23 protein-coding genes are annotated in these 26200 nt (G+C 72.1%); 15 read left to right on the top strand and 8 right to left on the bottom strand.

Going from position 1 to position 26200, the window contains the following annotated elements:
- Window positions 1–89 precede the first annotated feature (89 nt).
- The 5 genes from OG462_RS11645 (at window position 90) to adhE (ending at window position 7140) form a co-directional block, all read left to right on the top strand.
- Entirely contained in the window at window positions 90–1157 is a 1068-nt protein-coding gene (locus OG462_RS11645) for an LLM class flavin-dependent oxidoreductase (RefSeq protein ID WP_406057060.1), read from the top strand.
- Window positions 1154–2461 (top strand): NtaA/DmoA family FMN-dependent monooxygenase, encoded by a 1308-nt coding sequence (locus OG462_RS11640; protein WP_406057058.1) that lies wholly within the window; start codon window positions 1154–1156, stop codon window positions 2459–2461. The genes OG462_RS11645 and OG462_RS11640 overlap by 4 nt, the downstream gene beginning before the upstream one ends.
- Window positions 2462–2466: 5 nt before the next feature.
- Window positions 2467–3303, top strand: a complete 837-nt coding sequence (locus OG462_RS11635; protein ID WP_406057056.1) for a DUF1684 domain-containing protein — start codon at window positions 2467–2469, stop codon at window positions 3301–3303.
- Window positions 3304–3475: 172 nt separating this feature from the next.
- Complete coding sequence (locus tag OG462_RS11630; RefSeq protein ID WP_406057054.1) at window positions 3476–4390, top strand: S1 family peptidase; 915 nt, start codon at window positions 3476–3478, stop codon at window positions 4388–4390.
- Window positions 4391–4560: 170 nt separating this feature from the next.
- Window positions 4561–7140, top strand: coding sequence for a bifunctional acetaldehyde-CoA/alcohol dehydrogenase (gene adhE, locus OG462_RS11625; protein ID WP_406066479.1), 2580 nt, complete (start codon window positions 4561–4563; stop codon window positions 7138–7140).
- A gap of 86 nt (window positions 7141–7226) precedes the next feature.
- Here the strand turns inward: adhE and OG462_RS11620 are convergent, their stop codons facing one another.
- Both OG462_RS11620 and OG462_RS11615 read right to left on the bottom strand, forming a co-directional pair.
- A complete protein-coding gene (locus tag OG462_RS11620; RefSeq protein ID WP_406057053.1) occupies window positions 7227–8204 on the bottom strand; it encodes a GNAT family N-acetyltransferase in 978 nt (325 codons plus the stop codon).
- 81 nt (window positions 8205–8285) lie between these two features.
- Entirely contained in the window at window positions 8286–9335 is a 1050-nt protein-coding gene (locus tag OG462_RS11615; RefSeq protein WP_406057051.1) for a DUF3533 domain-containing protein, read from the bottom strand.
- A 181-nt stretch (window positions 9336–9516) separates the two neighbouring features.
- On the opposite strand from OG462_RS11615, the gene OG462_RS11610 reads away from it, so the two are divergent.
- Window positions 9517–13029: a DNA polymerase III subunit alpha gene (locus OG462_RS11610; RefSeq protein ID WP_406057049.1), complete on the top strand. Its 3513-nt coding sequence runs from the start codon at window positions 9517–9519 to the stop codon at window positions 13027–13029.
- A gap of 11 nt (window positions 13030–13040) precedes the next feature.
- On the opposite strand, the gene OG462_RS11605 is transcribed toward OG462_RS11610, so the two are convergent.
- Window positions 13041–13595: a Clp protease N-terminal domain-containing protein gene (locus OG462_RS11605; RefSeq protein ID WP_406057047.1), complete on the bottom strand. Its 555-nt coding sequence runs from the start codon at window positions 13593–13595 to the stop codon at window positions 13041–13043.
- Window positions 13595–13804 carry a helix-turn-helix domain-containing protein gene (locus OG462_RS11600; RefSeq protein ID WP_030315760.1) on the bottom strand — a complete coding sequence of 70 codons (210 nt, stop codon included), beginning with the start codon at window positions 13802–13804 and terminating at the stop codon, window positions 13595–13597. The genes OG462_RS11605 and OG462_RS11600 overlap by 1 nt, the downstream gene beginning before the upstream one ends.
- 176 nt (window positions 13805–13980) lie before the next feature.
- Between OG462_RS11600 and OG462_RS11595 the strand changes: the two genes are divergently transcribed.
- Together OG462_RS11595 and OG462_RS11590 are read left to right on the top strand one after the other, a co-directional pair.
- The gene (locus OG462_RS11595; RefSeq protein WP_406057044.1) at window positions 13981–14958 is read left to right on the top strand and encodes a DNA polymerase thumb domain-containing protein; all 978 of its coding nucleotides are present in this window, start codon (window positions 13981–13983) and stop codon (window positions 14956–14958) included.
- Window positions 14959–15139: 181 nt separating this feature from the next.
- A complete protein-coding gene (locus tag OG462_RS11590) occupies window positions 15140–16006 on the top strand; it encodes an esterase/lipase family protein (protein WP_406057042.1) in 867 nt (288 codons plus the stop codon).
- A gap of 5 nt (window positions 16007–16011) precedes the next feature.
- On the opposite strand, the gene OG462_RS11585 is transcribed toward OG462_RS11590, so the two are convergent.
- Entirely contained in the window at window positions 16012–17028 is a 1017-nt protein-coding gene (locus OG462_RS11585) for a lytic polysaccharide monooxygenase (protein ID WP_406057040.1), read from the bottom strand.
- A 246-nt stretch (window positions 17029–17274) separates the two neighbouring features.
- On the opposite strand from OG462_RS11585, the gene OG462_RS11580 reads away from it, so the two are divergent.
- On the top strand, window positions 17275–17685 hold the full coding sequence (locus OG462_RS11580; protein WP_406057038.1) for a hypothetical protein: 411 nt from the start codon (window positions 17275–17277) through the stop codon (window positions 17683–17685).
- Window positions 17682–19838: a tetratricopeptide repeat protein gene (locus OG462_RS11575; RefSeq protein WP_406057036.1), complete on the top strand. Its 2157-nt coding sequence runs from the start codon at window positions 17682–17684 to the stop codon at window positions 19836–19838. Before OG462_RS11580 ends, OG462_RS11575 begins: the two co-directional genes overlap by 4 nt.
- 6 nt (window positions 19839–19844) lie before the next feature.
- On the opposite strand, the gene OG462_RS11570 is transcribed toward OG462_RS11575, so the two are convergent.
- Complete coding sequence (locus OG462_RS11570) at window positions 19845–20513, bottom strand: response regulator (RefSeq protein WP_328945445.1); 669 nt, start codon at window positions 20511–20513, stop codon at window positions 19845–19847.
- 135 nt (window positions 20514–20648) lie between these two features.
- Here OG462_RS11570 and OG462_RS11565 point away from each other — a divergent pair, with 135 nt between their 5' ends.
- The 5 genes from OG462_RS11565 to OG462_RS11545 all read left to right on the top strand — a co-directional run bounded on the left by OG462_RS11565 (window position 20649) and on the right by OG462_RS11545 (window position 24741).
- Window positions 20649–21632, top strand: coding sequence for a Bug family tripartite tricarboxylate transporter substrate binding protein (locus tag OG462_RS11565; RefSeq protein WP_406057034.1), 984 nt, complete (start codon window positions 20649–20651; stop codon window positions 21630–21632).
- Window positions 21633–21739: 107 nt separating this feature from the next.
- Window positions 21740–22234 (top strand): tripartite tricarboxylate transporter TctB family protein, encoded by a 495-nt coding sequence (locus OG462_RS11560; RefSeq protein WP_406066477.1) that lies wholly within the window; start codon window positions 21740–21742, stop codon window positions 22232–22234.
- A 3-nt stretch (window positions 22235–22237) separates the two neighbouring features.
- Window positions 22238–23734: a tripartite tricarboxylate transporter permease gene (locus OG462_RS11555; RefSeq protein ID WP_406057032.1), complete on the top strand. Its 1497-nt coding sequence runs from the start codon at window positions 22238–22240 to the stop codon at window positions 23732–23734.
- Window positions 23731–24192: a GNAT family N-acetyltransferase gene (locus OG462_RS11550; protein WP_406057030.1), complete on the top strand. Its 462-nt coding sequence runs from the start codon at window positions 23731–23733 to the stop codon at window positions 24190–24192. The genes OG462_RS11555 and OG462_RS11550 overlap by 4 nt, the downstream gene beginning before the upstream one ends.
- Window positions 24193–24267: 75 nt before the next feature.
- The gene (locus OG462_RS11545; protein ID WP_406057028.1) at window positions 24268–24741 is read left to right on the top strand and encodes a DUF6299 family protein; all 474 of its coding nucleotides are present in this window, start codon (window positions 24268–24270) and stop codon (window positions 24739–24741) included.
- A 19-nt stretch (window positions 24742–24760) separates the two neighbouring features.
- On the opposite strand, the gene OG462_RS11540 is transcribed toward OG462_RS11545, so the two are convergent.
- Both OG462_RS11540 and OG462_RS11535 read right to left on the bottom strand, forming a co-directional pair.
- On the bottom strand, window positions 24761–25240 hold the full coding sequence (locus tag OG462_RS11540) for a DUF402 domain-containing protein (RefSeq protein ID WP_406057026.1): 480 nt from the start codon (window positions 25238–25240) through the stop codon (window positions 24761–24763).
- The gene (locus tag OG462_RS11535) at window positions 25221–26144 is read right to left on the bottom strand and encodes a GNAT family N-acetyltransferase (RefSeq protein ID WP_406057024.1); all 924 of its coding nucleotides are present in this window, start codon (window positions 26142–26144) and stop codon (window positions 25221–25223) included. The genes OG462_RS11540 and OG462_RS11535 overlap by 20 nt, the downstream gene beginning before the upstream one ends.
- Window positions 26145–26200: the final 56 nt, after the last annotated feature.

Genomic DNA, 26200 nt, shown 5'->3' with positions numbered 1-26200 from the left:
GAGCCCGCTCCGTACCGAAAGAGCCGCACCGGGTCCGGAACGAGACCCGTCCCCGTACCCGCGCCCGTACCCGTACCGAGAGAGACCGCATGACCAGCACCCGAACCCTCCACCTGGCAGCCGAACTCGCGCCGGGCCCGGGCGACTTCCCGAGCACCGCCGCGTCCTCCGCCGCCTCGCGTACCGTCGCGCTCGCCCGGCTCGCCGAGGCCGCCGCGCTCGACTTCCTCACCCACGACGACTCCTTCGCCCGGCCCGGCCTCGACGCGCTCGCCGTCCTCGCCCGGGTCGCCCCCGAGACCCGGTCCGTCGGCCTCGTCCCGACCGTGACCACCACCCACACCGAGCCCTTCCACGTGCAGGCCGCCGTCGCCACCCTCGACTGGGTGAGCCGGGGCCGGGCGGGCTGGCGGATCGCGGTCTCCCCGACCGGGGCCGAGGCCAGGCTCTTCGGCCGCCGCCCGGCCCCGTCCACCGCCGAGCTGTGGCAGGAGGCGGGCGAGGTCGCCGAGGTCTCCCGCAGGCTGTGGGACAGCTGGGAGGACGACGCCGAGATACGGGACGTGGCGACCGGGCGGTTCATCGACCGTCGCAAGCTGCACCACGTGAACTTCCAGGGCGCGACCTTCTCGGTCAAGGGTCCCTCGATCGTCCCCCGGCCCCCGCAGGGCAACCCGGTGACCGTCGTCGACGCCACCCGGCCCGCCGCCCGGGACACCGCCGCCCACCACGCCGACGTGGCCCTGATCCGGGCCTCCTCCGCGGAGGAGGCCGCGGCCCTGCGCGCCGAACTGCGCCAGGGGGCACGCGCCCACGGCCGGGACCCCGGGCAACTGCGCGTCCTGCTCTCGGCGACCGTCGACCTCGACGCGTACGAGGGCGGGCCCGGGGCGCTCGCCGAACTGATCGCGGGCTGGCACGGCGGCGGGGCGGTCGACGGCTTCCACCTCGTGCCGGCCGTTCCCGAGCGGGACCTGGAGCGGTTCACCGCCGACACCGTGACCCGGCTGCGGGGCCGCGGGCTCTTCCGTACGGCCTACGAGGGCGCCACCCTCCGCGACCACCTGGGGCTGGCCCGCCCGGTCAGCCAGTACGCGGACCAGGCACGCGGAACGTACGCGGCCCCCACCCGCGTGACGACGGGAGCGGGCGTATGAGCAGCCACGAGGGCCGCAAGCAGATCCATCTCGCCGCGCACTTCCCCGGCGTCAACTCCACCACCGTCTGGGCCGATCCGCGCTCCGGGTCGCAGATCGACTTCTCCTCCTTCGAGCATCTCGCCAGAACCGCGGAGCGCGGGCTCTTCGACTTCTTCTTCCTGGCCGAGGGGCTGCGGCTGCGCGAGCACAACGGGCGCATCCACGACCTCGACGTCGTCGGCCGGCCCGAGTCGATCACCGTCCTGAACGCGCTCGCCGCCGTCACCGACCGGCTCGGCCTGGCCGGTACGGTCAACGCCACCTTCAACGAGCCGTACGAACTGGCCCGGCGGCTCGCCTCGCTCGACCATCTCAGCGCGGGCCGGGCCGCCTGGAACGTCGTCACCTCCTCGGACGCCTTCACCGGCGAGAACTTCCGGCGCGGCGGCTATCTGGACCGGTCCGACCGGTACACGCGGGCCGCCGAGTTCCTCGCCACCGCCCGGGAGCTGTGGGACTCCTGGACCCCGGACGGGGAGCGGCATCGCTTCGCCCACAGCGGGCCGCAGTTCGGGATCGAGGGCGAGTTCACCGTCCCGCGCTCCCCGCAGGGGCATCCGGTCGTCATCCAGGCCGGGGACTCCGCCGAGGGCCGGGAGTTCGCCGCCTCGGCCGCCGACGTGATCTTCACCCGGCACTCCACGGTGGAGGCCGGCCGGGAGTTCTACGCCGACGTCAAGGGGCGGCTCGCCCGGTACGGGAGGGAGCCGGGCGATCTGAAGATCATGCCCGGAGTGACGTACGTCCTCGGGGACACCGACGCCGAGGCGCAGGAGCACGCGGCCGGGATCCGCCGGCAGCAGGTCTCCCCGCAGAACGCGATCCTCGCCCTGGAGCAGATCTGGGGCCGCGACCTGTCGGGCTACGACCCCGACGGACCGCTCCCGGACGTCGACCCCGACCCCGACTCGACGCTCGTCCAGGGCCGGGTGAGGGTCGCCGACCCGGTCGCGGTGGCCCGGAAGTGGCGGGCGCTCTCCGAGGCCAAGGGCCTGTCGATCCGTCAGACGGTCATCGAGTCCTCCGGTCGCCAGTCCTTCGTCGGCAGCCCGGCGACGGTGGCGGCGGCCCTGGAGGAGTTCGTCGCCACGGACGCCGCCGACGGCTTCATCCTCGTCCCGCACCTCACCCCGGGCGGCCTCGACGACTTCGTCGACCGGGTCGTCCCGCTGCTCCAGGAGCGGGGCGTCTTCCGTACGGAGTACTCCGGCACGACGCTCCGGTCGCACCTCGGGCTTCCCGAGCCCGTATGGAAAGGTTGAGCACCATGAGCACGGACAACGACACGGACAGCGGCACGGGCGCGGGGACAGACGCGGGTGCGGACCCCCGGCAGGAGTGGCAGCACTGGCACGGGCAGCGGGAGGCCGCGGTCTCCTCCTCGTACGGTCCGCTCTCCCTCACGGGCACCCACTGGCTCTCGGACTTCCCGGAGGGGCGAATTCCGGCCGTTCCGGGGGAGTGGCGGGAGGACGGCGACGAGGTGCTCCTCAGTGCGGGAGCCGAGGGCGGGCTCACCGTCGACGGCAAGCCGTTCACCGGCACGGTCCGGCTGTCCGCCGACCACGGCCCGATCCACGAGTCCCGGGTCGAGTCGGCGGGCCGGCGGCTCGTGGTGCTGCGGCGCGAAGGGCTCTGGGCCGTGCGGGACTTCGACCCCGGCTCCGCGGCCCGTACCGCCTTCCGGGGCATCGAGGCCACCCCGTACGACGAGCGCTGGGTGGTGCCCGGCGTCTTCCGGCCGTACGAGGAGACGCGCAGCGTACGGGTGGAGAACGCCGACGGCCGGGAGCGCGGTCTCGGGCTCGCCGGGGAGCTGGTCTTCGAACTGCACGGCGGAGAGCACACCCTCCAGGTGGCCGTCGAGGACGACGGTTCGCTGTGGGCGGTCTTCGCGGACGCCACCAGCGGCCGGGACAGCTACCGTTTCCGCTTCCTGCGCCCGGCGGCCCCGGCGGCGGACGGCTCGGTGACGGTCGACCTCAACCGCGCGCTGCTGCCGCCGTGCGCCTTCGCCGACCACTTCATCTGCCCGTTCCCGCCGCCGGGAAACACGCTCGACACCGCCGTCGCGGCGGGGGAGCGGCGGCTGAACGAGATCTGACCCCTCTCAACTCGTGTGATGTGTGCGGTAGTTGAGGGCTGTACGGCCGAAAGGCGCCCTTGCGGCGTGAAGTCGTACGGCCCGAGACTCCCCCACAGCGCCGGCCCCAGGCCGCGCCTCACGGGCCCGGCACCCCACGGCGGGCCCCCGATTCCCCTCGGGAGGAACAGAAGTGAGGATCATGCGCACCACCCCCACGAGAACCGTCCGGCTGCTCGCCGTCACGGCAGGCCTCGCCGCCGCCGCGGCGCTCGCCGTCCCCACCGCGAGCGCCGGCACCGCTACCGCCGGCACCGCACCGAGCACCCGCACCTTCGACGCCGCCGCCCTCTCGGCGACCGGTGACGCCGTCCGCGCCGCCGACGTGGCCGGCACCGCCTGGCACGCCGACACCGCCACCGGCAAGCTGGTCGTCACCGTCGACTCCACCGTCACCCCGGCCGAGATCGCCAAGATCAAGCGGCAGGCGGGCGCGAACGCGGACGCCCTCCGGGTCGAGCGCACCCCCGGAACGTTCAACAAGCTGATATCCGGCGGTGACGCGATCTACGCCGACAGCTGGCGCTGCTCGCTGGGCTTCAACGTCCGGGACAGCGCGGGCAACTACTTCTTCCTGACCGCCGGCCACTGCACCGACGGCGCGGGCACCTGGTACTCCAACTCCTCCCGGACCACCGTCCTCGGGACCACCGCCGGGTCCAGCTTCCCGGGCAACGACTACGGCCTGGTGCGCTACACCAACAGCTCCGTCACCAAGTCCGGCACGGTCGGCAGCGTGGACATCACGAGCGCGGTCAACGCCACGGTCGGCATGTCCGTCACCCGCCGCGGCTCCACCACCGGCATCCACAGCGGCTCCGTGACGGGCCTCAACGCCACCGTGAACTACGGCGGCGGCGACATCGTCTCCGGCCTGATCCGCACGAACGTCTGCGCCGAGCCCGGCGACTCCGGCGGCCCGCTCTACTCGGGCAGCCGGGCGGTCGGCCTCACCTCGGGCGGCAGCGGCAACTGCTCCACGGGTGGGACGACCTTCTTCCAGCCCGTGACGGAGGCGCTGAGCGCCTACGGGGTCAGCGTCTTCTAGCCGACCCGGGTCACAGGCACCGGAGTCCCTTTGTGAATGCGTTCACAAAGGGACTTCCGGCCCCTCCCTCCAGGCCCTTTTCCGCCCCTTCTCGCAGGTCATCGGGTGTCGAATGGAGACATCAGAGAAAAGGGACCGAAGAAGGAGAGCCTGCCGTGGAGGCCAAGGAGATGGTGGACGGACTGGTGCGGGAAGCCCTCGGGGCGCTCGACCGGTTCGAGACCTTCGACCAGGAGCAGGTCGACCACATCGTCAAGAAGGCCTCGCTCGCCGCACTGAGCGCGCACGGCGACCTGGCCGAGCTCGCCGTCGAGGAGACCGGGCGCGGCCTCTTCGAGGACAAGGCCGTCAAGAACCTCTTCGCCTGCGAACACGTCACCCACTCGATGGCCGGCCTCAGGACCGCCGGAGTCATCCGCCGAGACGAGCTGAACGGCATCACCGAGATCGCCGAACCCGTCGGCGTGATCTGCGCGATGACCCCCGTCACCAACCCCACCTCGACCACGGTCTTCAAGGCGCTCATCGCCCTCAAGACCCGCAACCCGATCGTCTTCGCCTTCCACCCCTCCGCGCAGCACTGCTCGGCCGAGGCCGCCCGGATCGTCCGCGACGCCGCCGTCGCCGCCGGAGCGCCCGCCGCCTGCGTGCAGTGGATCGAGGAACCCTCCATGGAGGCCACCGGCCTCCTGATGAACCACGAGGGCGTCTCCACCATCCTCGCCACCGGCGGAAACGCCATGGTCAAGGCCGCCTACTCGTGCGGCAAGCCCGCCCTCGGCGTCGGCGCCGGCAACGTCCCCGCCTATGTCACCCGCAGCGGCAGGCTCCAGCGCGCGATCCACGACATCGTGCTCTCCAAGGCCTTCGACAACGGCATGATCTGCGCCTCCGAGCAGGCCGTCATCCTCGACAAGGAGGTGTACGAGGAGGGCATTGCCGAGTTCGAACGGCTCGGCGCCCACGTCGTCACCGCCGCCGAGAAGACCAAGCTGGAGGAGTACGTCTTCGGCACCACCGCCCACTCCACCGACTGCGGCGGCGCGAAGCTCAACGCGGACGTCGTCGGCAGGTCCCCGCGGTGGATCGCCGAACAGGCCGGCTTCGAGGTCCCCGAGAACACCTCGATCCTCCTCGCCGAATGCGCCGAGGTCGGCGAGGGCGAGCCCCTCACCCGCGAGAAGCTCTCCCCGGTCCTGGCCGCCCTCAAGGCCTGCTCCACCGAGCACGGCCTCGAACTCTCCGCCCGCATGGTCGAGTTCCACGGCCTCGGCCACAGCGCCGCCGTCCACACCGAGGACGAGGAGCTCGCCGAGGAGTTCGGCAGGCGCGTCAAGGCGATCCGGATCATCGTCAACGCCCCCTCCACCTTCGGCGGCATCGGCGACGTCTACAACTCCTTCCTCCCCTCCCTCACGCTCGGCTGCGGCTCGTACGGACACAACTCCGTCTCCGGAAACGTCACCGCGGTCAACCTGATCAACGTCAAGCGGATCGGACGGCGCAATACCAACATGCAGTGGTACAAGGTGCCGCCGAAGATCTACTTCGAGCGCAACGCCATCCGCTACCTCGGAGAGATGGAGGGTCTGAAGAGGGTCACGATCGTCACCGACCGGACCATGGGCGAGATCGGCTTCGTCCGGAAGGTCGCCGACATCCTCAACGGCCGCGAGGAACCGGTCACGATCCAGGTCATCGACTCCGTCGAGCCCAACCCGGAACTCGCCACCGTCCAGGCCGGCGCCGCCGCCATGCGGGAGTTCCGCCCGGACACCATCGTCGCCCTCGGCGGCGGCTCCCCGATGGACGCGGCGAAGATCATGTGGCTGATGTACGAGCGGCCCGAGGTCGAGTTCGCGGACACCAAGGAGAAGTTCTTCGACATCCGCAAGCGCGCCTACCGCTTCCCGCAGCTCGGCGAGAAGGCCAGGCTCGTCGCCGTCCCGACCACCTCGGGCACGGGCAGCGAGGTCACCCCCTTCGCGGTGATCTCCGACCCGGAGGCCGCGCAGAAGTACCCGCTCGCCGACTACGCGCTCACCCCGGACGTCGCCATCGTCGACCCGGTGCTGCCGCTGAACCTGCCGCCCACCGTCACCGCCGACTCCGGCTTCGACGCCCTGACCCACGCCACCGAGGCGTACGTCTCCGCCTACGCCAACGACTTCACCGACGGCCAGTGCCTCCAGGCGATCAAGCTGATCTTCCAGAACCTGGAGACCTGCGTGAAGGAGGGCGCCAAGGCGCCCGAGGCCCGCGAGAAGATGCACAACGCGTCCACCATCGCCGGCATGGCCTTCGCCAACGCCTTCCTCGGCCTGGTCCACGCCATGGCCCACACCCTCGGCAACACCTTCCACGTCGCCCACGGCCGCACCAACGCGCTGCTGCTCCCGCACGTGATCCGCCACAACGGCACCGTCACCCACAAGGCCGTGCCCTGGCCGAAGGCCGAGGTCTACCGGGCCCCCGAACGCTTCCAGGAGATCGCGCGGACGCTCGGCCTGCCGGCCGCGACGCCGGAGGAGGGTGTGGAGTCCTACGCCCGCGCGGTCGAGGAGCTCCGCACCCGGTGCGGCATCCCCGCCTCCTTCCAGGAGGAGGGCGTCGACGAGGCGGCCTTCCTCGCGGCCCTGCCGCAGCAGGCGATGAACGCGTACGCCGACCAGTGCGCGCCGGCCAACCCGCGGATGCCGATGATCGACGACATGAAGGAACTGATGACCCGGGCGTACTACGGCGCGTGACCGCCGGACGGACACGGGAGGCCGCCCCGCGCGAGGAAGCGCGGGGCGGCCTCCCGTACGTGCCACAGGCCTGCGGTACGTACGGCTCAGAGGGCGCGGGCGAACTCCAGCCGGTCGGCGAAGTTCGCGTACCCGGCCCGCTCGAATGCCCTGGCCATCGCCACGTTCGCGGCGTCGCAGTCCCCGCGGATCTCCGTGGCCCCGGCGGCGACCAGGACACGCGTGCCCCGGATCACGACCGAGGCGGCGTACCCCTTCCCGCGGTGGGCGGGGGCGACGCCGACGAAACCGATCACCGGGACACTGGGGTTCTCGGCGGGCAGGCTGATCACGGCGACGGTGCCGTCCGCGTCGTATCCGAGCTCCCACCACTCGGGCTCGTGCTTCAGCTGGGCCGTCTCCTCGAAGAGCAGCTCGGCCGCGCGCCGGGCGCCGTGCCGCTGCACATCGGCCGCGAGCCGGGCGTCGGCGGTGTCCACGAGCAGCTCGGCGAGGACCGCGACGAAGGGCTCGGGGCCGAGTTCGGCGAGCGAGCGGAAGGTCAGGCGGGGGTCGTCGGCGGGCAGTCCGCCGGTCCCGCCGGTCCCACCGGTCCCGCCGGTCCCACCGGCTTCGACGGGGGGCCGGAGGCTGAAACGGCGGCCGTCGCGGATCACCGCGTATCCGGACCGGCGCAGCAGTTCACCCCGGCGCTCCGGGTTCCGCTGGAACTGCGGGGCCTGGGCGGGGGAGTCGACGACGTGCTCCAGCTCCGTCGCGCCCAGCTCCCCGGCCGTGGCGGCCGCCGCGTCCAGGAGTGCGGACCCGGTCTCCGGCGAGTCCGCCGGCGCCTCGAAGAGCACGACGGCGAGCGGGACTTCGTGCCCCGGCATGGTCCACAGCACCACACTGCCGGTGAGCTGCCCGTCGCCGTCCTCGGCGACCAGGCACCACTCGGGCCGGGTGCACGCGTTGTCGAGGAGCTGGGTGAGGTACGCGCGGGTGGCGGCGTTGCGTTCCGGATCGTCGGGGTGTTCGACCAGGGCGGGAAGTTCGTCGGGACGGGCGGGGCGAACGAATGTCACAGAGAGCCTTGTCGGTTCGGGGGCGATCGGTGATGCCCGGCGAACATAACGGCCCCGTGGGCGGGTGGGCCAGAGCTTTTCTCAGTGGGTCCGGGCGTCGCTCGGGGTGCCGAGTTCCGTGGCGATCGGCTCCGACTCCGGCTTGCGCTTCAGCGAGGACATCACCAGGGTGACCGCCGCGCCGACGACCGCCCAGGCCGAGAGGACCAGCATCGAGCCGGTCATGTCGTTGCCCTTGAAGTACGCGATCGAGCGCGCCGCCCAGGTGCCCGCGCCCGGTGGCAGGGCGGGGCCGATCGCGTTCCAGAACGGGGGCAGCATCGGCAGCGGGAAGGCGCCGCCCGCGCTGGGATTGCCCGCGACCACGATCAGCAGGATCGCCAGGCCGATGCCGACGATCCCGAAGACCGACTGCAGGGCGAGGGTGGCGGCGCCGACGGCGAAGACGACCAGGGTGCCCAGGCCCCACAGGGCGGCGACGCTGCCGGGCAGGGCGCCCAGGATCGGGCCGACGATGATCGCGCCGCCGAGACCGCCGAGGACCGAGTAGATCGCGAGCACCCCGAGACGGATGATCGCGCGTTCCCGGTTGGCGGGCCGGGAGCCCGCGCTGATCGCGAGGATCGCGGCGCAGATGTAGCCGCCGACGCACCAGCCGACGACGAGGTAGAAGGCCGAGAGCCCGTCGAAGTCCTCCGCCGAGGCGGGCGCCACGTCGACCGTCCGCACGGTGCGCTGCTGGGTCGCCTCCACCTGGGTGAGGATCGTCTCCAGGGCGGAGGAGAGCACGGTGCCGCCGCCGGAGGCGACGAGCAGGGTGTCGGTGCGGCCGGCGGGGTCGACGATCAGAGCGCCGTCGATGTCCCGGTTCAGGATCTGGTTCCGTGCGGCGGCCTCGTCGGCGACCGCACGGGGGTCCAGCGGGGCGCCGGGGAGCTTCTCCAGCTGTCCGACGAGCTGGGTGGAGACCTGTTGCGGTGCGACGACGCCGAAGGGGACGTCCCTCGGCTCGGGGTGGTGCAGGGCCCCGACGTACGAGGCGATGAACAGGAGCTGGAGGGCGAAGACGCCGACGACCAGCAGGGCGGCTCGGGGGGTGACGGCGCTTTTCAGTTCGTCGACGAGACTCATGTCCCCACGCTCCGGGGCAGGGGGTGTTTCTGCAGGTGGGAGGGGTCCGAATGGCTGACTCGGGGAGCGGTGGGGTGTCACTCGTGCGGCTTATCGTACGGACGTTCGAAATGGGTTAAGGTGAAGAACGGGGGGGTGGGAACGTACGTACGATTTCGATGCGGGAGCCGGGAGGTGCGCCATGCCGGGATTCACGCACCTGCACACCGCGTCGGGCTACTCCCTGCGCTACGGCGCCTCCCACCCCGAAAGCCTGGCCGCGCGTGCCGTCGAGCGCGGCATGGACGCGCTCGCCCTGACCGACCGCGACACCCTCGCGGGCACGATCCGCTTCGCCAAGGCATGCGCGAAGGCGGGGGTCCGCCCACTGTTCGGCGTGGACCTCGGGTACGAGGCGACGGTGCCGGCGCAGACACCGGTGCGGACGCGGGCGTCCGGCGGCGGCCCGCAGGACATACGGCGGGTGCCCGTCCGCGGCGGGGCCTTCGTCGACGAGTCCGCGCCCCGCGCCCTCTTCCTCGCCCGCTCCCGCACCGGCTGGGCCTCGCTCTGCGCGATGATCACCGCCGCCCACGCCGGGGGAGGGGAGCGGCCCCTGCTGCCCTGGTCCGCCCTGTGCGACGACGTGCTCGTCCTGCTCGGCCCCGCGTCCGACGTCGGACGCGCCCTTGCCGCCGGCCGCCCCGACCGCGCCGTCCGACTGCTCGCCCCCTGGCGCGAGCGGTACGGCGACGCGCTGCGCCTCGCGGCCGTCGACCACGGCCGCCCCGGCACCGGGCCCGGCTCCCTGCGGCTCGCCGCCCGTACCGTCGGCTTCGCCGCCGAGCAGGGCGTCCGGCCGGTCCTCAGCAACGCCGTCCGGTACGCCGACCCAGGCCAGGGCCCGGTGGCCGACGTCCTCGACTCCGCCCGCCGCCTCGTCCCCGTCGACCCCCGCAAGGAGCTCGACAGCGGCTCCGCCTGGCTCAAGGGGGCCGACGACATGCTGGCCGCCGCCGAACGGATCGTCGAGGCCGCCGGCTTCCGCCGGGACACCGCCCACCGGCTCCTCGAACAGACCGCGACGGTCGCCGCCGCCTGCCTGGTCGACCCCGAGGACGACCTCGGCATCGGCTCCGCGCACTTCCCCGAACCGCACCTCGTCGGCGCCGAGCACCGCACGGCCCAGCGCGTCCTCACCTCCCGGGCCGCCGCCGGAATGATCCTCAAGGGGTACGAGAAACGGGGCGCCTACTGGGACCGGATGCACCGAGAACTGGACGTCATCGCCCACCACCGCTTCGCCCCCTACTTCCTGACGGTCGCCCAAGTCGTCGACGACGTACGGGAGATGGGCATCAGGGTCGCCGCCCGCGGCTCCGGCGCCGGCTCCCTCGTCAACCACCTCCTCGGCATCGCCCACGCCGACCCGGTCGAGCACGGCCTCCTGATGGAACGCTTCCTCTCCAAGCGCCGCACCGCCCTGCCCGACATCGACATCGACGTGGAGTCCGCCCGCCGCCTGGAGGTCTACCGGGCGATCATCGACCGCTTCGGCACCGCGCGCGTCGCCACCGTCTCCATGCCCGAGACCTACCGGGTCCGCCACGCGGTGCGGGACGTGGGCGCGGCCCTCTCCATGGACCCGGCCGAGATCGACCGGATCGCCAAGGCCTTCCCGCACATCCGCGCCCGCGACGCGCTCGCCGCCCTCGACGAACTGCCCGAACTACGCGAACTCGCGGGCGAGCGGCAGAAGTTCGGGCGGCTCTGGGAACTGGTCGAGGCCCTTGACGCGCTCCCGCGCGGAACCGCCATGCACCCCTGCGGGGTCCTGCTCTCGGACGCCTCGCTGCTCACCCGTACCCCCGTGGTGCCCACCAGCGGCGAAGGCTTCCCCATGTCCCAGTTCGACAAGGAGGACGTCGAGGACCTCGGACTGCTCAAGCTCGACGTCCTCGGGGTGCGGATGCAGTCCGCGATGGCCCACGCCGTCGCCGAGGTCGAGCGGGCCACCGGTACCCGTCCGGACATCGACGCGGTCCCGGAGGGCGACCCCGAGACGTACCGGCTCATCCGCTCCACCGAGACCCTCGGCTGCTTCCAGATCGAGTCGCCGGGCCAGCGCGACCTGGTCGGCCGGCTCCAGCCCGCCACCTTCCACGACCTCGTCGTCGACATCTCGCTCTTCCGGCCGGGCCCGGTCGCCGCCGACATGGTCCGCCCCTTCATCGAGGCCCGGCACGGCCGCGCCCCCGTCCGCTATCCGCACCCCGACCTGGCGGAGACGCTGCGGGAGACGTACGGCGTGGTCGTCTTCCACGAGCAGATCATCGAGATCGTACGGATCATGACCGGCTGCGGCCGCGACGAGGCCGACCAGGTGCGGCGCGGGCTCTCGGACTCGGAGTCGCAGGGCCGGATCAAGCTCTGGTTCGCCCGGGAGGCCTCGGCGCGCGGATACGCGGACGAGGTCGTCGCCCGTACCTGGGAGATCGTGGCGGCCTTCGGCTCGTACGGCTTCTGCAAGGCGCACGCCGTCGCCTTCGCCGTACCGACGTACCAGTCCGCCTGGCTCAAGGCGCACCACCCGGCCGCCTTCTACGCCGGGCTGCTCACCCATGACCCCGGCATGTACCCCAAGCGGCTGCTGCTCGCGGACGCGCGGCGGCGGGGAGTGCCGGTACTGCCGCTGGATGTGAACAGGTCGGCGGTCGCCCATTGTATCGAACTGGTGTCTGATTCTCCCGTGCGGTGGGGGCTCCGGCTGGGCCTCGTCGACGTGCACGGCATCAGCGAGGCCGAGAGCGGGCGGATCGAGGCCGGACAGCCGTACGCCTCCCTCCTCGACTTCTGGGAACGGGCCCGCCCCCGCACCCCCGTCGCCGAACGGCTCGCCCAGGTCGGCGCGTTGGACGCCTTCGGCGCCAACCGTCGAGACCTCCTCCTCCACCTCACCGAACTCCGGCGCATCCAGCGGGGAGCCGCCTCCCACGGCGGCCAACTCCCGCTCGCCCAGGGCGGGAAGACCGCCCCCGTCGGCCTGCCCGACCTCGACGAGACGGAACGCCTCAGCGCCGAACTCGGCATCCTCGGCATGGACGCCTCCCGCCACCTCATGGGTGACCACCACGCCTTCCTGCGTGAACTCGGCGTGGTCTCCGCCCAGCGCCTCCGCGAGACCCCGCACGGCAGGACCGTCCTCGTCGCGGGCGCCAAGGCCGCCACCCAGACCCCGCCGATCCGCTCCGGCAAGCGGGTCATCTTCACCACCCTCGACGACGGCACCGGCCTGGTCGACCTCGCCTTCTTCGACGACGCCCACGAGCGCTGCGCCCACACCGTCTTCCACTCCTGGCTGCTCCTGGTCCGGGGCGTGGTGCAGCGGCGCGGCCCCCGCAGCGTCAGCGTGGTCGGCGCCGCCGCCTGGAACCTCGCCGAACTCGTCGAACTCCGGGCGTCCGGCGGTCTGGACGCGGTGGGCGAACGGCTCGCGGAACCCGACCCGGCCGCCCCGACCGACCCGGCCGCCCCGACTACCCCGACCGACCCTGCCGACCAGGCCGTCCCGGCCGGAGGCAACGGTGACTCCGGCCGGCGCATCACCATGTCCACCGGTTACGAGATGAACCCCTGGGCCGACCTCAAGCCGGCGGGCGAAGGGGCCCCGAGCGGACGGAAGTTGTGGCACAGCAGCCCGGGATCGGCGGGCTGAGCCCGCGAGTGTCAGGGGGTCGTCGCCCTGGAGACCGCCGTGTCGACGGAGGCGTACGTGACGCCGTGGTCGGCCAGGACCTCCGCGACGACCCCGCCGGTCGTGGTGAGCGCCAGGAGGATGTGCTCGTCGCCGATCTCCCGGTCCTTGCGGGCCAGCGCCACCCGGAGGGACTTCTCCAGGACGGTCTTGGCCTCCCGCGAGAAGGACCGTCGACCCGACCGCCATCCGGAGTCCTTGCGGTCGCCCGCCAGCGCGCCCGCGCCGTGGGTCTCCTCGACCCGCGCCACGATCGCACCGACGTCGATACCGAGGTCCGCCAGGGCCTCCTCGTCCGCCCGGGAGAGTCCCGCGCGGCGCCGGGCGTCGGTCAGGGCGGCCAGCAGGGACGTCCGGCGGTCCGGCGGGCACAGCGTGCGCAGCGCGTCCGTCGCCCGGGTGTGCTCCCCGTCGAGCAGGGAGAGGAGCAGATGCTCCTGGGTGACGACCGTGGCGCCGCCCCGCTCCGCGTGCTCGACCGCGCCCTTCACCACGGCGCGTGCGGCTTTCGTGAACCGTTCGAACATCACTGCCTCCCGTACTTCTTGTGGACGGCCTGCCGGCTGACTCCCAGTTCGGTCGCGATCTCCTGCCACGACCACCCCTGGTTGCGCGCACTGCGCACCTGGACGGCTTCCAGCTGTTCAAGCAGTCGCCTCAGGGCGGAGACGGCCCGTAGCCCGACCCGTGGGTCGCGGTCGCCCGCCCGTGCGGCGAGATCGGTCGCATCGGTCATGTCGTCAACTTACGTTGACATCCGCCTTGCGTCAACCTTGGTTGACGGGGGTGGTGGAGTCCTCATCCAATCGACTCGCACAAATATTCGAACATGCTCTAGGGTGAGAGAGCAGGTGGGGGCGTAAGGCACCGAACAGGGACACGGGTACCGGATGTGGGAGAGGGGAGAGCGGCATGATCCTCTGTGTACGGTTCCGGCTCGAACTCCCCGCCTTCGGAAAGGGAGGGGCCGAAGCGCTCTTCCCCCGGCTCGTCGACCTGCTCGCCGAATTCACCCCCGTCGTCGAGGCGGCCCCGCCCTGCGAGGCGCTCGCCGACGTGCGCGGTGCACTGCGCTACTTCGACCGGAGCCCGGCCGAGCTCGCCTCGGTGATCCGGGTCAGGGCCCTCGCCCTGTACGGCGTCGACTGCGTCATCGGCGCCGGGCCCAACCCGATGCTGGCCCGGATGGCCGCGAGCGAGGCCCGGCCCGGCGTCACCCTGGTCGTCGAGGACCCCGCGGCCTTCCTGCGCGACCGGCCGGTCGTCGCGCTCGACGGCGTCGGCCGCGCCACCGCCCGTACCCTCTGTGGCTACGGACTCGACTCCGTCGGCCGCGTCGCGGACGCGCCGCTCGCCGTGCTCCAGCGGCTCGTCGGCGCGAAGACCGGCCGTGAGCTGTGGGAGCGGGCCCGGGGCGTCGACCGCACCCCCGTCGTCCCGCACGCGGTCTCCCGGTCGGTCGCGGCCGAACGCTCCTTCCCGCGCGACGAGACCGACCGGACGCAGCAGCGCCGGGCCCTCCTCTCGCTCGCCGAGGAGCTGGGCACCCGGCTGCGCACGGAGGGGCAGGTGTGCCGCTCGCTCGCCGTCACCGTGCGGTACGCCGACCGGACCACGACCACCCGGAGCCGTACCCTGCCCGAACCCACCGCCCACTCGGCGGCGCTCACCACCCTCGGGTACGCCGTCCACGACTCCTTCGGCCTCCAGCGGGCCCGGGTGCGGGGCATCGCCCTGCGCGCCGAGGGCCTGACGGGCGCGGAGGGGGCGGCGCACCAGCTGTCCCTGGACCCGGCGGACGAGAAGGCCCGGCGGATCGAGGCGGTGGCGGACAAGGCACGGGCGAAATTCGGTCCGCGAGCGGTGCTGCCGGGGTCGCTGGCGGCCTGACGGGCGTTTCACCAGGCTCTTGTGACGACACATCACTTTTTACCGACGCGTAACTTCCCAGCCAAGGCTACCCGTGCGTAGCTTGGCTTGAAGCGCATCCCCACCGCGCATCCCCACTTGTGGTCCGGACCGCAGGGCGTAGCACCCCCACCATCCCCTTGAGCCGCAAGGAGATCGCCCGATGCTGCCCTGGAAACACGCCGTCAGAGCGCTGTCGGTACTGCTGCTGACCGCCGCCGCCACGCTCGCCCCGACCGCCGCCTCGGCCCAGGCCGAGACCGCCACCACCAGCCGGGGCTGGAACGACTACTCCTGCAAGCCCTCCGCCGCGCACCCCCGCCCCGTCGTCCTCGTCCACGGGACCCTCGGGAACTCCGTCGACAACTGGCTGGGCCTCGCGCCCTACCTGGTCAACCGCGGTTACTGCGTCTTCTCGCTCGACTACGGTCAGCTGCCGAACGTGCCGTTCTTCCACGGACTCGGGCCCATCGCCGCGTCCGCCGGACAGCTCGACACGTACGTCGACCAGGTCCTCGCCGCCACGGGCGCCCCCGAGGCGGACCTCGTCGGACACTCGCAGGGCGGCATGATGCCCCGCTGGTACCTCAAGTTCCTCGGCGGGGCCGAGAAGGTGAACGCGCTCGTCGGGATCGCCCCCGACAACCACGGCACCACCCTGCTCGGCCTCACCAAGCTGCTGCCGTACTTCCCCGGCGCCGAGGACCTGATCAAGGCCAACACCCCCGGCCTCGCCGACCAGATCGCCGGCTCGTCCTTCATCACCAAGCTCAACGAGGGCGGCGACACCGTGCCCGGCGTCCGCTACCACGTCATCGCGACCCAGTACGACGAGGTGGTCACCCCGTACCGCTCGCAGTTCCTGAGCGGCCCGAACGTCACCAACGTCCTCATCCAGGACAAGTGCGCGCTCGATCTGTCCGAGCACGTGGCGATCGGCACGGTGGACCGGGTCACCTTCCACGAGGTGGCCAACGCCCTCGACCCGGCCCACGCGACCCCGACCACCTGCCTCTCTGTGGTCGGCTGACCCGACTAGCCCTGCGTACGGCGCCGCCGGGCCGACCCGAAGAGCACGGCCGCACCGAGCGTGAGCACGGCGGCGCCACCGACCGCGAGATACGGCGTGGTGGCGTCGCCACCGGTCTCGGCGAGCACCTCACCGGAGCCGGAGCCCGAACCGGCGGCGGGGGCGGGCGCGTTGGGCGCGGCGGAGGACGTCTCGACGCCCTCGGGCTCGGCGGACGGGCCGGGTTCCCGGCTCGCCCGGCCCGGCTGCTCGGTCGGCGCCGCCGTCTCCTCCGCACCCGTGGAGGCGTCACCGTCCCCGTGCCCGCCGTGCTCGACCGAGGACTCGTCCTGACCCTCCTCGATCTGCTCGTCGCTCGGCGCGGAGGCGGTCGGTGCCGGGGCCGTACCGCCGCTGTCCTTCCCGAACACGACGTCCGAGCAGGTGTAGAAGGCCTCGGGGGAGTCGGAGCGCTGCCAGATCGAGTAGATCAGGTGGCGGCCGGACTTGTTCGGCACCGTGCCCTGGAAGACGTAGTCGCCGCTCTCCATCCGCGGGTCGGTCACCGTCGCGAACGGCTTGCCCTCCAGGTCGGACCACTTCAGCGGCTTCGACGGGTCGTACCCGTCCTTCGTCACGTACAGCGCGAACGAGCCCCGGTGCGGCGCGGTCCCCTTGTAACGGAAGGTGTGCGCACCGGAGTTCAGGCTGCTCGCCGGCCAGTCGGCCCGCGCCAGGTCGAGCCCCCGGTACTTGTCGTTGCCCGCGCTGCACAGCTTGCCGTCCGGAATCAGCTCACGGTGCTTGCCGGCGGCGTTGGCGATGTTCACCGCGTTCCAGTCGTAGAACGCCTGCGTACCGCTCGCCGCCACGGCCGCCTTGCAGGCCGCCGACTTCGGCGCCTCGGGCCCCTCCGCGTAACAGGCCGAGACCCGGCTCACCGGATCGGTCATCGACCCGTGCGCGAACGCGGGCCCGGAGGCGAGCCCGGAGAGGGCCAGAACCGCGGTGGCGGTGACGGCGGCGGTACGGCGAGAGGTCATGGGGGGACAGCTCCTTCACGAGGGTGATGTGGGGGGGTGCCCAGAAAGCTAGCTGCCCGAATCCGCGAAGAACCCGCTGGAGAGCGGGATACGGCGATCCTTAGGACCGCTTTAAGGAACCGCTAAGCAGCGGCTCAGACAAGGGCCGGTGCCCCGCCCCGTGGTTGGCGGATTCTCTCTGCGTTGTCCGGGCCTGCCCGGATACTCTGGGGCGACAGGTGACAACAGGCCGGAGGGGGAGGGTTCTTGGACGCGGAGTTGGCCGTGCTGGCGGGCACGGCGGGGACGACCTTGGTGACGTTGCTGACGACCGAGGCGTGGCAGCGCGTCAGCGAAGGGATCACCTCGCTGTGGCGCCGTGCCGAGCCGGAGCGGGCGGAGGCGATCTCCGCCGAGCTCGAGGTGACCCGGACGGACCTGCTGGCCGCGCAGGCAGGCGGCGACGCCGAGACCGGCGGCGAACTGGGGGTGGAGTGGCAGGGCCGTATCCGGCGGCTGCTCGTGACCCACCCCGAGGAGGCCGCGGCGCTGCGGAGGCTGATGGACGAGCTGCAGCCCCTCACGCCCGACGTCCCGTCGGTGACGCAGCAGGCCACCGCCTCCGGACACGCCCGGGTGTACCAGGCAGGCCGCGACCAGCACATCGATCAGCGATGAGCGGCGCCAACGACGCACGGGCCGACGGGTACGGACGGGTGTACCAGGCCTCGGGCGACCAGCACATCGTCGAGCACCATCACCACGCCCCCGAGTGGGCGGGCCCCGACTCGGTCCGTCACCCGGCGGTCGGCCGCACCCCCGTCGTACTCCGCGACCGCGTCGGCGAGATGGACCGTCTCCGCGCCGCCGTCGAGCCGGGTGTCGGCAACCGCGCCTACGTCCTCCACGGCATGGGCGGGTGCGGCAAGACCGCCGTCGCCCATGCCCTCTTCCGTCACGCCACCGACCACGCCGGGCGCATCGGACTCTGGGTCAACGCCTCCGACCCGGCCTCCCTGCGCGCCGGGATGCTCGCCGTCGCGGCAGACCGGGGCGCCACCGACGCCGAACTCACCGGTGCGAGGAGCGGGCTGCGTCCCGCCGCCGACCTCGTCTGGCACCACCTCGACGCCTCCGAACGGCCCTGGATACTCGTCCTGGACAACGCCGACACCCCTGCCGTCCTCCGCGACGGCGGGTGGCTGCGCACCAGCCCCGCCGGCATCGTCGTCGTCACCACCCGCCAGGCGGCCGCCCACTGGTGGCCGGGCGCCGAGCTCCTCCAGTTCGGTGTCCTTCCACGCGAGGACGCCGCTCTCGTCCTCCAGGACCTCGCCCCCCACGCGGGGAGCGCGGAGGAGGCGGCGGACGTCGCCGACCGTCTCGGGCGCCTTCCCCTGGCGCTCACCCTCGCCGGCGGCTTCCTCGCCCACCAGATCATCGACCCCTGGAACCTCGCCGACTACCGGCACGGACTCGACGGCGGTGCGGGCTTCCACCCCATCGAACTCCTCGACCGGGGCGCCGAGACAGGCGCCGAGTCCCGCCACCTGCTCAGCCGCACTTGGCAGCTCTCCCTCGACGCGCTCACCGCTCAAGGGCTCCCCGAGGCCACCGCCCTGCTGCGCCTGCTCGCCTGTTGGGCCGGCGACCCGCTCCCGCTCACCCTCCTCTCCGGTGCCGACCTCGGCACGGAACTCCACCCGTCCCGTGTCGAATCCGCGCTCCGCGGACTCCTCGACCACTCCCTGACCGAGCTCGTGCCGGGCCGGGTGCGCTGTCTGCGCGTCCACGGGATCCTTCTCGACAGCGTCGCCCGGGCCACCCCCGACGACCAGCGCGAACGGCTCGCGACGACGGCCACCCGCCTGCTCAGGACCCTCCTGCCGGAGGTGCCCGAACGGGGGGTCCAGGACCCTGCGGTGACTCTGCTCGCTCCCCACGTCACCGGGTTCCTCCGGCGCGTGGTCGGCTGGAATGCCGACCCCGCCGTGGTGGAGGGAGCGGCCGACTGCGCCCTCCGGCTCGTCATCGCCGTGCACAGGTCGGGGGACTACGCCTCCGCGCTCACCCTGGCGAAGGAAGCCCTCGAACTCGTCACCCGGCGCCTGCCCGCCGACAACGTGCTCGCCCTCAGGCTCCGCATGAGGGTGGGCCGCGCCCTCTTTCGGCTCGGACGCTTCGAGGAATCCGAGGTCGTCTGCGGAGAGGTGCTCGACGACTGCGAGCGAGTCCTCGGACCCGATGCTCCGGACACGCTGGAGGCGTGTCTGCGGCTGGGAGGCCCGTTCTTCAACCTCGGTCGACTCCAGGAAGCGATCCTTCTGACGAGGCGAGCGGTTCAAGGCCGGGAGCAGGCCTTGGGCGCATCTCACCCGCTCACGCTGATCGCGCGGAAGTGCCTCCTGGAATTCGCCGCGCACCCGGATGCGGGCGCACTTCCGGACCGGGACGAGATCCTCGCCACGGGTCCCGCCGTCGTCGCGGACTGCCGGAGCGCCGCCGGGGAGGAACACCCCATGACACTCGGAGCCGAACTGAACTACGCGTACGCACTCGCCGCCGCGGAGAGACCTGCTGAAGCGTTGCCCCACGCACGCAAGGCTGTTTCCGGGTACGGACGCATCTATGCCCCGGACTATCCCTTGCTCCTCAACGCGCGACGTACCCTCAGCGCTGTCCTCCATGCCCTGGGACACCACGCCGACGCGATCGAGCAGGGAGAGATCCTCGTGGAGGGACGGACCCGAGTACTGGGCCCGACGCACCCCTGGACGGTCCGGGCCGAAGAACTTCTCCACCAGTACCGGAACGGCGGTCGTTCCTCGTAAGAGGCCTCACCCCAGTCGCCGGTACCGCCGCTCCGGCCGTCCCGTCCCCCCGTACCGCAGCGTGATCTCCGCGCGGCCCGTTTCCGCGAAGTACTCCAGGTAGCGGCGCGCGCTCACCCGGGACAGGGAGCCGGCCTCCGCGCACTCCGTGGCGGAGAGGCCCTCCGGGTGGGCGCGGAGGACCGAGTCGACCAGGTCGGCCGTGTGGGCGGCCAGGCCCTTCGGGAGTTCCCGGGAGCCGCGGGGGCGTGTGCCGAAGATCTGGTCGACGTCCTCCTGGCGGGCCTCGTCGAGTTCGTCGAGGCGGCTGCGGAGCGACGCCACATGGCGGAGCTGCTCGTGCAGCGCCGCCTGGCTGAACGGCTTGATCAGATAGTGCAGCGCCCCCGCCCGCAGCGCCTCACGGATCGTGCCCACGTCCCGCGCCGCCGTGATGAAGAGCGCGTCCATGCCCAGGCCCGCCGCGCGCAGCTCCCGCAGCACCTGGATGCCGTCCATGTCCGGCAGGAACACGTCGAGGAGCACCAGGTCGGGCCTGAGCCGCTCGGCCGCCCGCAGGGCCTCGGCGCCGCTGTGCGCGACCCCGGACACCGTGAAGCCCGCCACCGCCGACACATAGCGGCAGTGCAGCTTGGCGACCATGAAGTCGTCGTCCACCACCAGCACGTTCGTCACGACGACCCACGCTAGGTCCCGACCACAACGACCACAACGTCCGTTGATTGCGGAAGAGAGACAGCTTCTTCACGTACGTGCAACATGTGGGCCACCTCACACCCCCATTTCCCTTCTACCTGAGAGGCGGCACACGTGCGGTTGCGCACCCCCTTCGCCCTCCTCGGGGCCGCGCTCCTGGTGCTGGTGGGTCCGCCACTGCTCAGTCCCGGCAGCGGCTCCGACACCGGCACCCAGATACCCGGCCTGCGTTTCATGGTCCCCAACACCCCCGGCGGCGGTTACGACATCACCGCCCGCACCGCCGCCAAGAACGCCGAGGAAGCCGGTCTCACCGGCGACGTCGAGGTCTTCAACCTGCCCGGCGCGGGCGGCACCGTCGGTCTCACCCGGCTCGTCGGCGAACGCGGCAACGGCCGGCTCGCCATGTCCATGGGCCTCGGCGTCGTCGGCGCCGTCCACACCAACGAGACCCCCAGAACCCTCGCCGACACCACCCCGATCGCCCGGCTCACCGAGGAGCAGGACATCGTCGTGGTCGGCAAGGACTCCCCGTACCGGACGATCGACGAGCTGCTCGCCGCCTGGAGGAAGAACCCCGGCAAGCTCCCCGTCGGCGGCGGCTCCTCGCCCGGCGGCCCCGACCACCTCGCCCCGATGCTGATGGCCCAGGCCGCCGGGATCGCCCCGAAGGACGTCAACTACGTCCCCTTCGACGGTGGCGGCGAGCTCCTCGCCTCCATCCTCGGCGACAAGGTCGCCTTCGGCGTCTCCGGCGTCGGCGAGTACCTCGACCAGATCAAGGCGGGCGAGCTGCGCCTGCTCGCCGTCACGGGACCGAAGCGGGTCCCCGGCCTCGACGCCCCCACGCTCCGCGAGGCGGGCCTCGACACCGAGTTCACCAACTGGCGCGGCATCGTCGCCCCGCCCGGCCTCTCCGACGCCGAGCGCGAGAAGCTCGTCACCCTGGTGACCGAACTGCGCGACTCCCCGCAGTGGCGCGAGTCGCTGAAGACCCACGGCTGGAACGACGCCTTCCTGCCCGGCGAGGAGTTCGGCACCTTCCTCGCGGAGCAGGACCGCCGTGTCGGCTCCGTTCTGAAGGAGCTCGGGCTGTGACCACGAACAACGAGACCACGAACAACGAGACCTTGAAGACCGAGACCTCGACGACCGGGACCTCGACGAACGAGACCTCGAAGGCAGAGACCTCGAAGACCGCGCCCCTGAAGAGCTGGCTCCGCGAGCGGTCCGAACTCGGCGTCGGAGTCCTGCTGTTCGCCCTCGGCGTGCTCGTCCTCACCGACGCCCTCACCCTCGACGCCGACCTCGCGGGCCGCGGCCCGGTCGGCCCCGCCACCGTCCCCCTGATCGTCGGCTGCGGACTGCTCGTCGTCGCCGTCCTCCTCTCCGTCGACGTCCTGCGCGGCGGCCGCGGCGAGGCCGAGGCCGGTGAGGACGTCGACCTGACCGAGCCCGCCGACTGGCGTACGGTCCTGCTCCTCGCCGGTGTCTTCCTGGCCTTCGCCGTCCTCATCGGCCCCGTCGGCTTCCCCGTCGCCGGAGCGCTCCTCTTCTGGGGTGCGGCCTACGCGCTCGGCAGCCGCCATTTCCACCGCGACCCGCTGATCGCGGCCGCCCTCTCGCTCCTGACCTACGTCGTCTTCGACACACTGCTCGGCGTCCCGCTGCCCGGCGGTCCGCTGATGGGAGTGATCTGATCCATGGATTCCCTGAACTCCCTCATCGACGGCTTCGGCACCGCACTCACCCCGATGAACCTGCTCTGGGCCGCCATCGGCGTGCTCCTCGGCACCGCCATCGGCGTCCTGCCCGGCATCGGCCCCGCCATGGCCGTGGCCCTGCTGCTCCCGGTGACCTACGGCCTCGAACCGACCGGCGCGTTCATCATGTTCGCCGGCATCTACTACGGCGCCATGTTCGGCGGCTCCACCACCTCGATCCTCCTCAACACGCCCGGGGAGAGCGCGGCCGTCGTCGCCGCCATCGAGGGCAATCCGATGGCGAAGGCGGGCCGGGGCGCGCAGGCGCTCGCCGCGGCCGCCATCGGCCACTTCGCCGGCGGCATGATCGGTACGATCCTGCTCGTCGTCCTCGCCCCGACGGTCGCCGCGCTCGCCGTCGACATCGGCGCCCCCGACTACCTCGCCCTGATGGTCCTCGCCTTCATCGCGGTGACCTCGGTCCTCGGCTCCTCCCGCATCCGCGGTCTCGCCTCCCTGCTCATCGGCCTCACGATCGGCCTGGTCGGCCTCGACCAGATGACCGGGCAGCAACGCCTCACCTTCGGTTCGCTCCAGCTCGCCGACGGCGTCGACGTCGTCATCGTCGCGGTCGGACTCTTCGCCATCGGCGAGGCCCTCTGGGTCGCCGCGCACCTGCGCCGCACGGCGGGGGAGGCGATTCCGGTCGGGCGTCCCTGGCTGGGCAAGGACGATGTGAGGCGCACCTGGAAGTCCTGGCTGCGCGGCCCCCTCATCGGCTTCCCGTTCGGTGCGATCCCGGCCGGGGGCGCGGAGATCCCGACCTTCCTCTCGTACGTGTCGGAGAAGCGTCTCTCGAAGCACAAGGAGCAGTTCGGCAAGGGCGCCATCGAGGGCGTGGCGGGACCCGAGTCGGCGGCCTCGGCCTCGGCGGCCGGGACGCTCGTCTCGATGCTGACCCTGGGGCTGCCGACGACGGCCGTCGCCGCCGTGATGCTGGCGGCGTTCCAGCAGTACGGCATCCAGCCCGGTCCGCTGCTCTTCGAGCGGGAGCCCGACCTGGTGTGGGGCCTCATCGCCTCGCTGTTCGTCGGCATGGTGCTGCTGCTCGCGCTCAACCTGCCGCTCGCGCCCGTCTGGGCCAAGCTGCTGCGCATCCCGCGCCCGTACCTCTACGCCGGCATCCTCTTCTTCGCCGCCGTCGGCGCGTACGCGGTGGGCGGCGAGGCGCTCGACCTGGTCATCCTGCTGGTCATCGGCCTGATCGGGCTCGGCATGCGGCGCTACGGACTCCCGGTCCTTCCGGCCGTCATCGGGGTCATCCTCGGCCCGGCCGCCGAACAGCAGCTGCGCCGCGCCCTGCAGATCAGCGACGGTTCGGTGACCGGTCTGGTGAACACGCCCTTCTCGATCACCGTGTACACGGTCGTCGTGCTCCTGCTCGCCTGGCCGCTGCTGAGGAAGGTGGTCGTCCGGCGTCGTAACGTGTCGGCATGACACAGGACATCCGCCGAGCGACGAGCTCCGACGTCCCGAGGGTGAAGGCCGTGACCGACGCGGCCTATCACCACTACATCGACCGCATCGGTCTCGTACCGGCCCCGATGGAGGCGGACCACGCGGCGGACGTGGCCGCCGGGCGGGTGTTCGTCGCCGGTGACCCGGTGGTCGGCCTCGTGGTCCTCAGGGCCGAGGCCGACCACCTCCATCTCGACAACGTCGCCGTTCACCCCGACGCCCAGGGCACCGGCCTGGGCCGCCGGCTGCTCGGCTTCGTGGAGTCCCGGGCGCGCGAGCTCGGGCTTCCGGAGGTCAGGCTGCTGACCAACGCGATGATGTGGGAGAACCAGAAGGTCTACGAGCGGTACGGCTATGAGGTCGTCGAGCGTCGCATGGACGGACCGTACGACCGTATTCACTACCGAAAGTTGCTCAACTCGCCCCCAATAGGGTGAGTTTCGGCCACACGGCGGCCGGATCCGGTATCCCTGGCGGGCAGCACCATCCCCCACCCCGAAGGGACCCCGCTCATGCGCGTCCGACTCGTCCTCGCCGCAGGCGCCCTGCTCGCCTCCGTCGCCGTCGCCCCTCTCGCCCACGCGGGAGGGGCCGGCCCCTTCTCCGCCGACGGCCCCTCGTCGGCCGGCCGCTCCCTCGACGACTTCTCCGCCGACGGCCTCTCCGTCTACGGATACGGAACCGTCGGCGACGACAGCACGGTGACCCTCTCCGGCATGTACCGCTGCCTCGACGACAGCGCCGGCCCCGTCTTCGTCAGCTCCACCCTCGTCCAGGGGGACAGCTCCGCCGGGATCGGCGGCACCCAGGCCGTCTGCGACGGACACCTCCACGAGTGGGTCAACACCTCCGTCGTGAAGGACCCCGCCTACCGCCCGGGTACGGCCACGGTGCGGGCCACCCTCATGCAGCTCACGACCGGCGAGACGGGCCTGCCGGCTCCCGGCTTCCTCGCCGCCGAGGAAGCCCCCGTCGTACTGCGCTGATCCGAGTCGCCGGCCGGAGTCAGCGCAGCAGCTCGATCAGGCCCTCGCGTCCCAGCACTTCCAGCTCGTCGAGGGCGACCACGGCACACGCCGCCGCCTCCGGATCGGAGGCGGCGAGCCCGCTCGCCGCGAACTCGTCCTCGTCGAGCCGCAGCACCTCGCTGCCGTCCGCCGACACCCACAGGTCCAGGTCCAGGTCCTCGACCACCACTCCGGAGCCGTCGATCACGGCCGGCCGGGTGATGTCGCAGTACCAGCCCTTCAGGGCGCCGTCGGCGGACCACACCTCCTTGACCGTGAACCAGCGGTCGCGCCAGAAGTGCTCCACGAAGACATCGCCCGGCTCGAACCGTACGAAGCCGAAGTCCCGTACCCCCTCCGCCGCCCACGGCGCGCGCACCGAGAGCCGGGCACCGTCCTCCGTGAGCACCTCCGCCGGGTAGCGGATCTTCGTCCTGCCCGCCTTCGTCAGGGTGACCTCAACCGATCGTCCGGACATGCCGTACCTCCCGTGCGCCGACCTCGTAACCGAACCACTTGTTGATCGCCAGCATCGGCTCGTTCCCGGTGTCGTTCCCGGTGAACGCCTCCGTGCAGCCCGCCGCCCGGGCCCGGTGCAGCGACGTGTTCTTGGCGAGCTTCGCGAGCCCGCGGCCCCGGAAGTCGGGTCCGGTGCCCGTCATTCCCGAGTTGTACCGGCCGAGACCGTCCGTCTGCGCCGCGCTGAACGCCGCCGGAACGCCGTCCACCACCGCGACCGTCGTCAGCGCCCGGTCGAAGAGCGGGTGCTCCCAGGTGGTCGCCCGCCAGTGCGCGTAGTCGTCGAGCTCCGCCCCCACGTCGCTCGGCTCGTCGGCCGTCGTCAGCGCGTCCAGCTCGAAGAGCGGCCGAGGATCGGCCGCGAAGTCCTCGGCCGTCAGCAGCTCGACACCGGCCGGCGGAGCCTGGAGCGGCGGCAGTTCGACGGTGGTGAGGTCGAGCCGGAGGAAGTAGGCGGAACGGCTGGGGGAGTACCCCCGTCGCTCGGCCCAGGCGAGGTTCTCCGGCGCGTCCAGGACCCAGCTGTACAGGGTCCGCGCTCCCCGCTCGGCCAGGTGCTCCTCGGCGGCGCGCAGCAGCAGCGTCCCCGCACCGTGCCCCAGGTACGCGGGGTCCACGTACACGTTCGCGTAGCCGATCCCGGGCTCCGCCGCGTCGTGCGCGATGCCGACCTGGGCGGTCCCGACGATCCCGCCGGACTCGGTCACGGCGACGAGCGGGCGGTAGTGGCTCTCGGGGTGGGCGTGCGCCCAGTCGAAGACGAGCTGCTCGGCGGTGGCGAGCATGAAGGGGAGGGCGGCCCGGCGCACCCGGGCGAAGCCCTCGGCATCCTCGGCCCGTACATCACGGACGATCACAGTCATGTGGCCGCACGCTACGGGCCGGTGACCTACCGCCGCCTCCCATTTTCCGGTGGGGT

Origin of the sequence: Streptomyces sp. NBC_01077, from assembly GCF_045162855.1 — a bacterium.
GTDB lineage: Bacteria > Actinomycetota > Actinomycetes > Streptomycetales > Streptomycetaceae > Streptomyces.
Note: the sequence above shows the minus strand (reverse complement) of the source record. Positions and strands in the feature narration are given on the sequence as shown.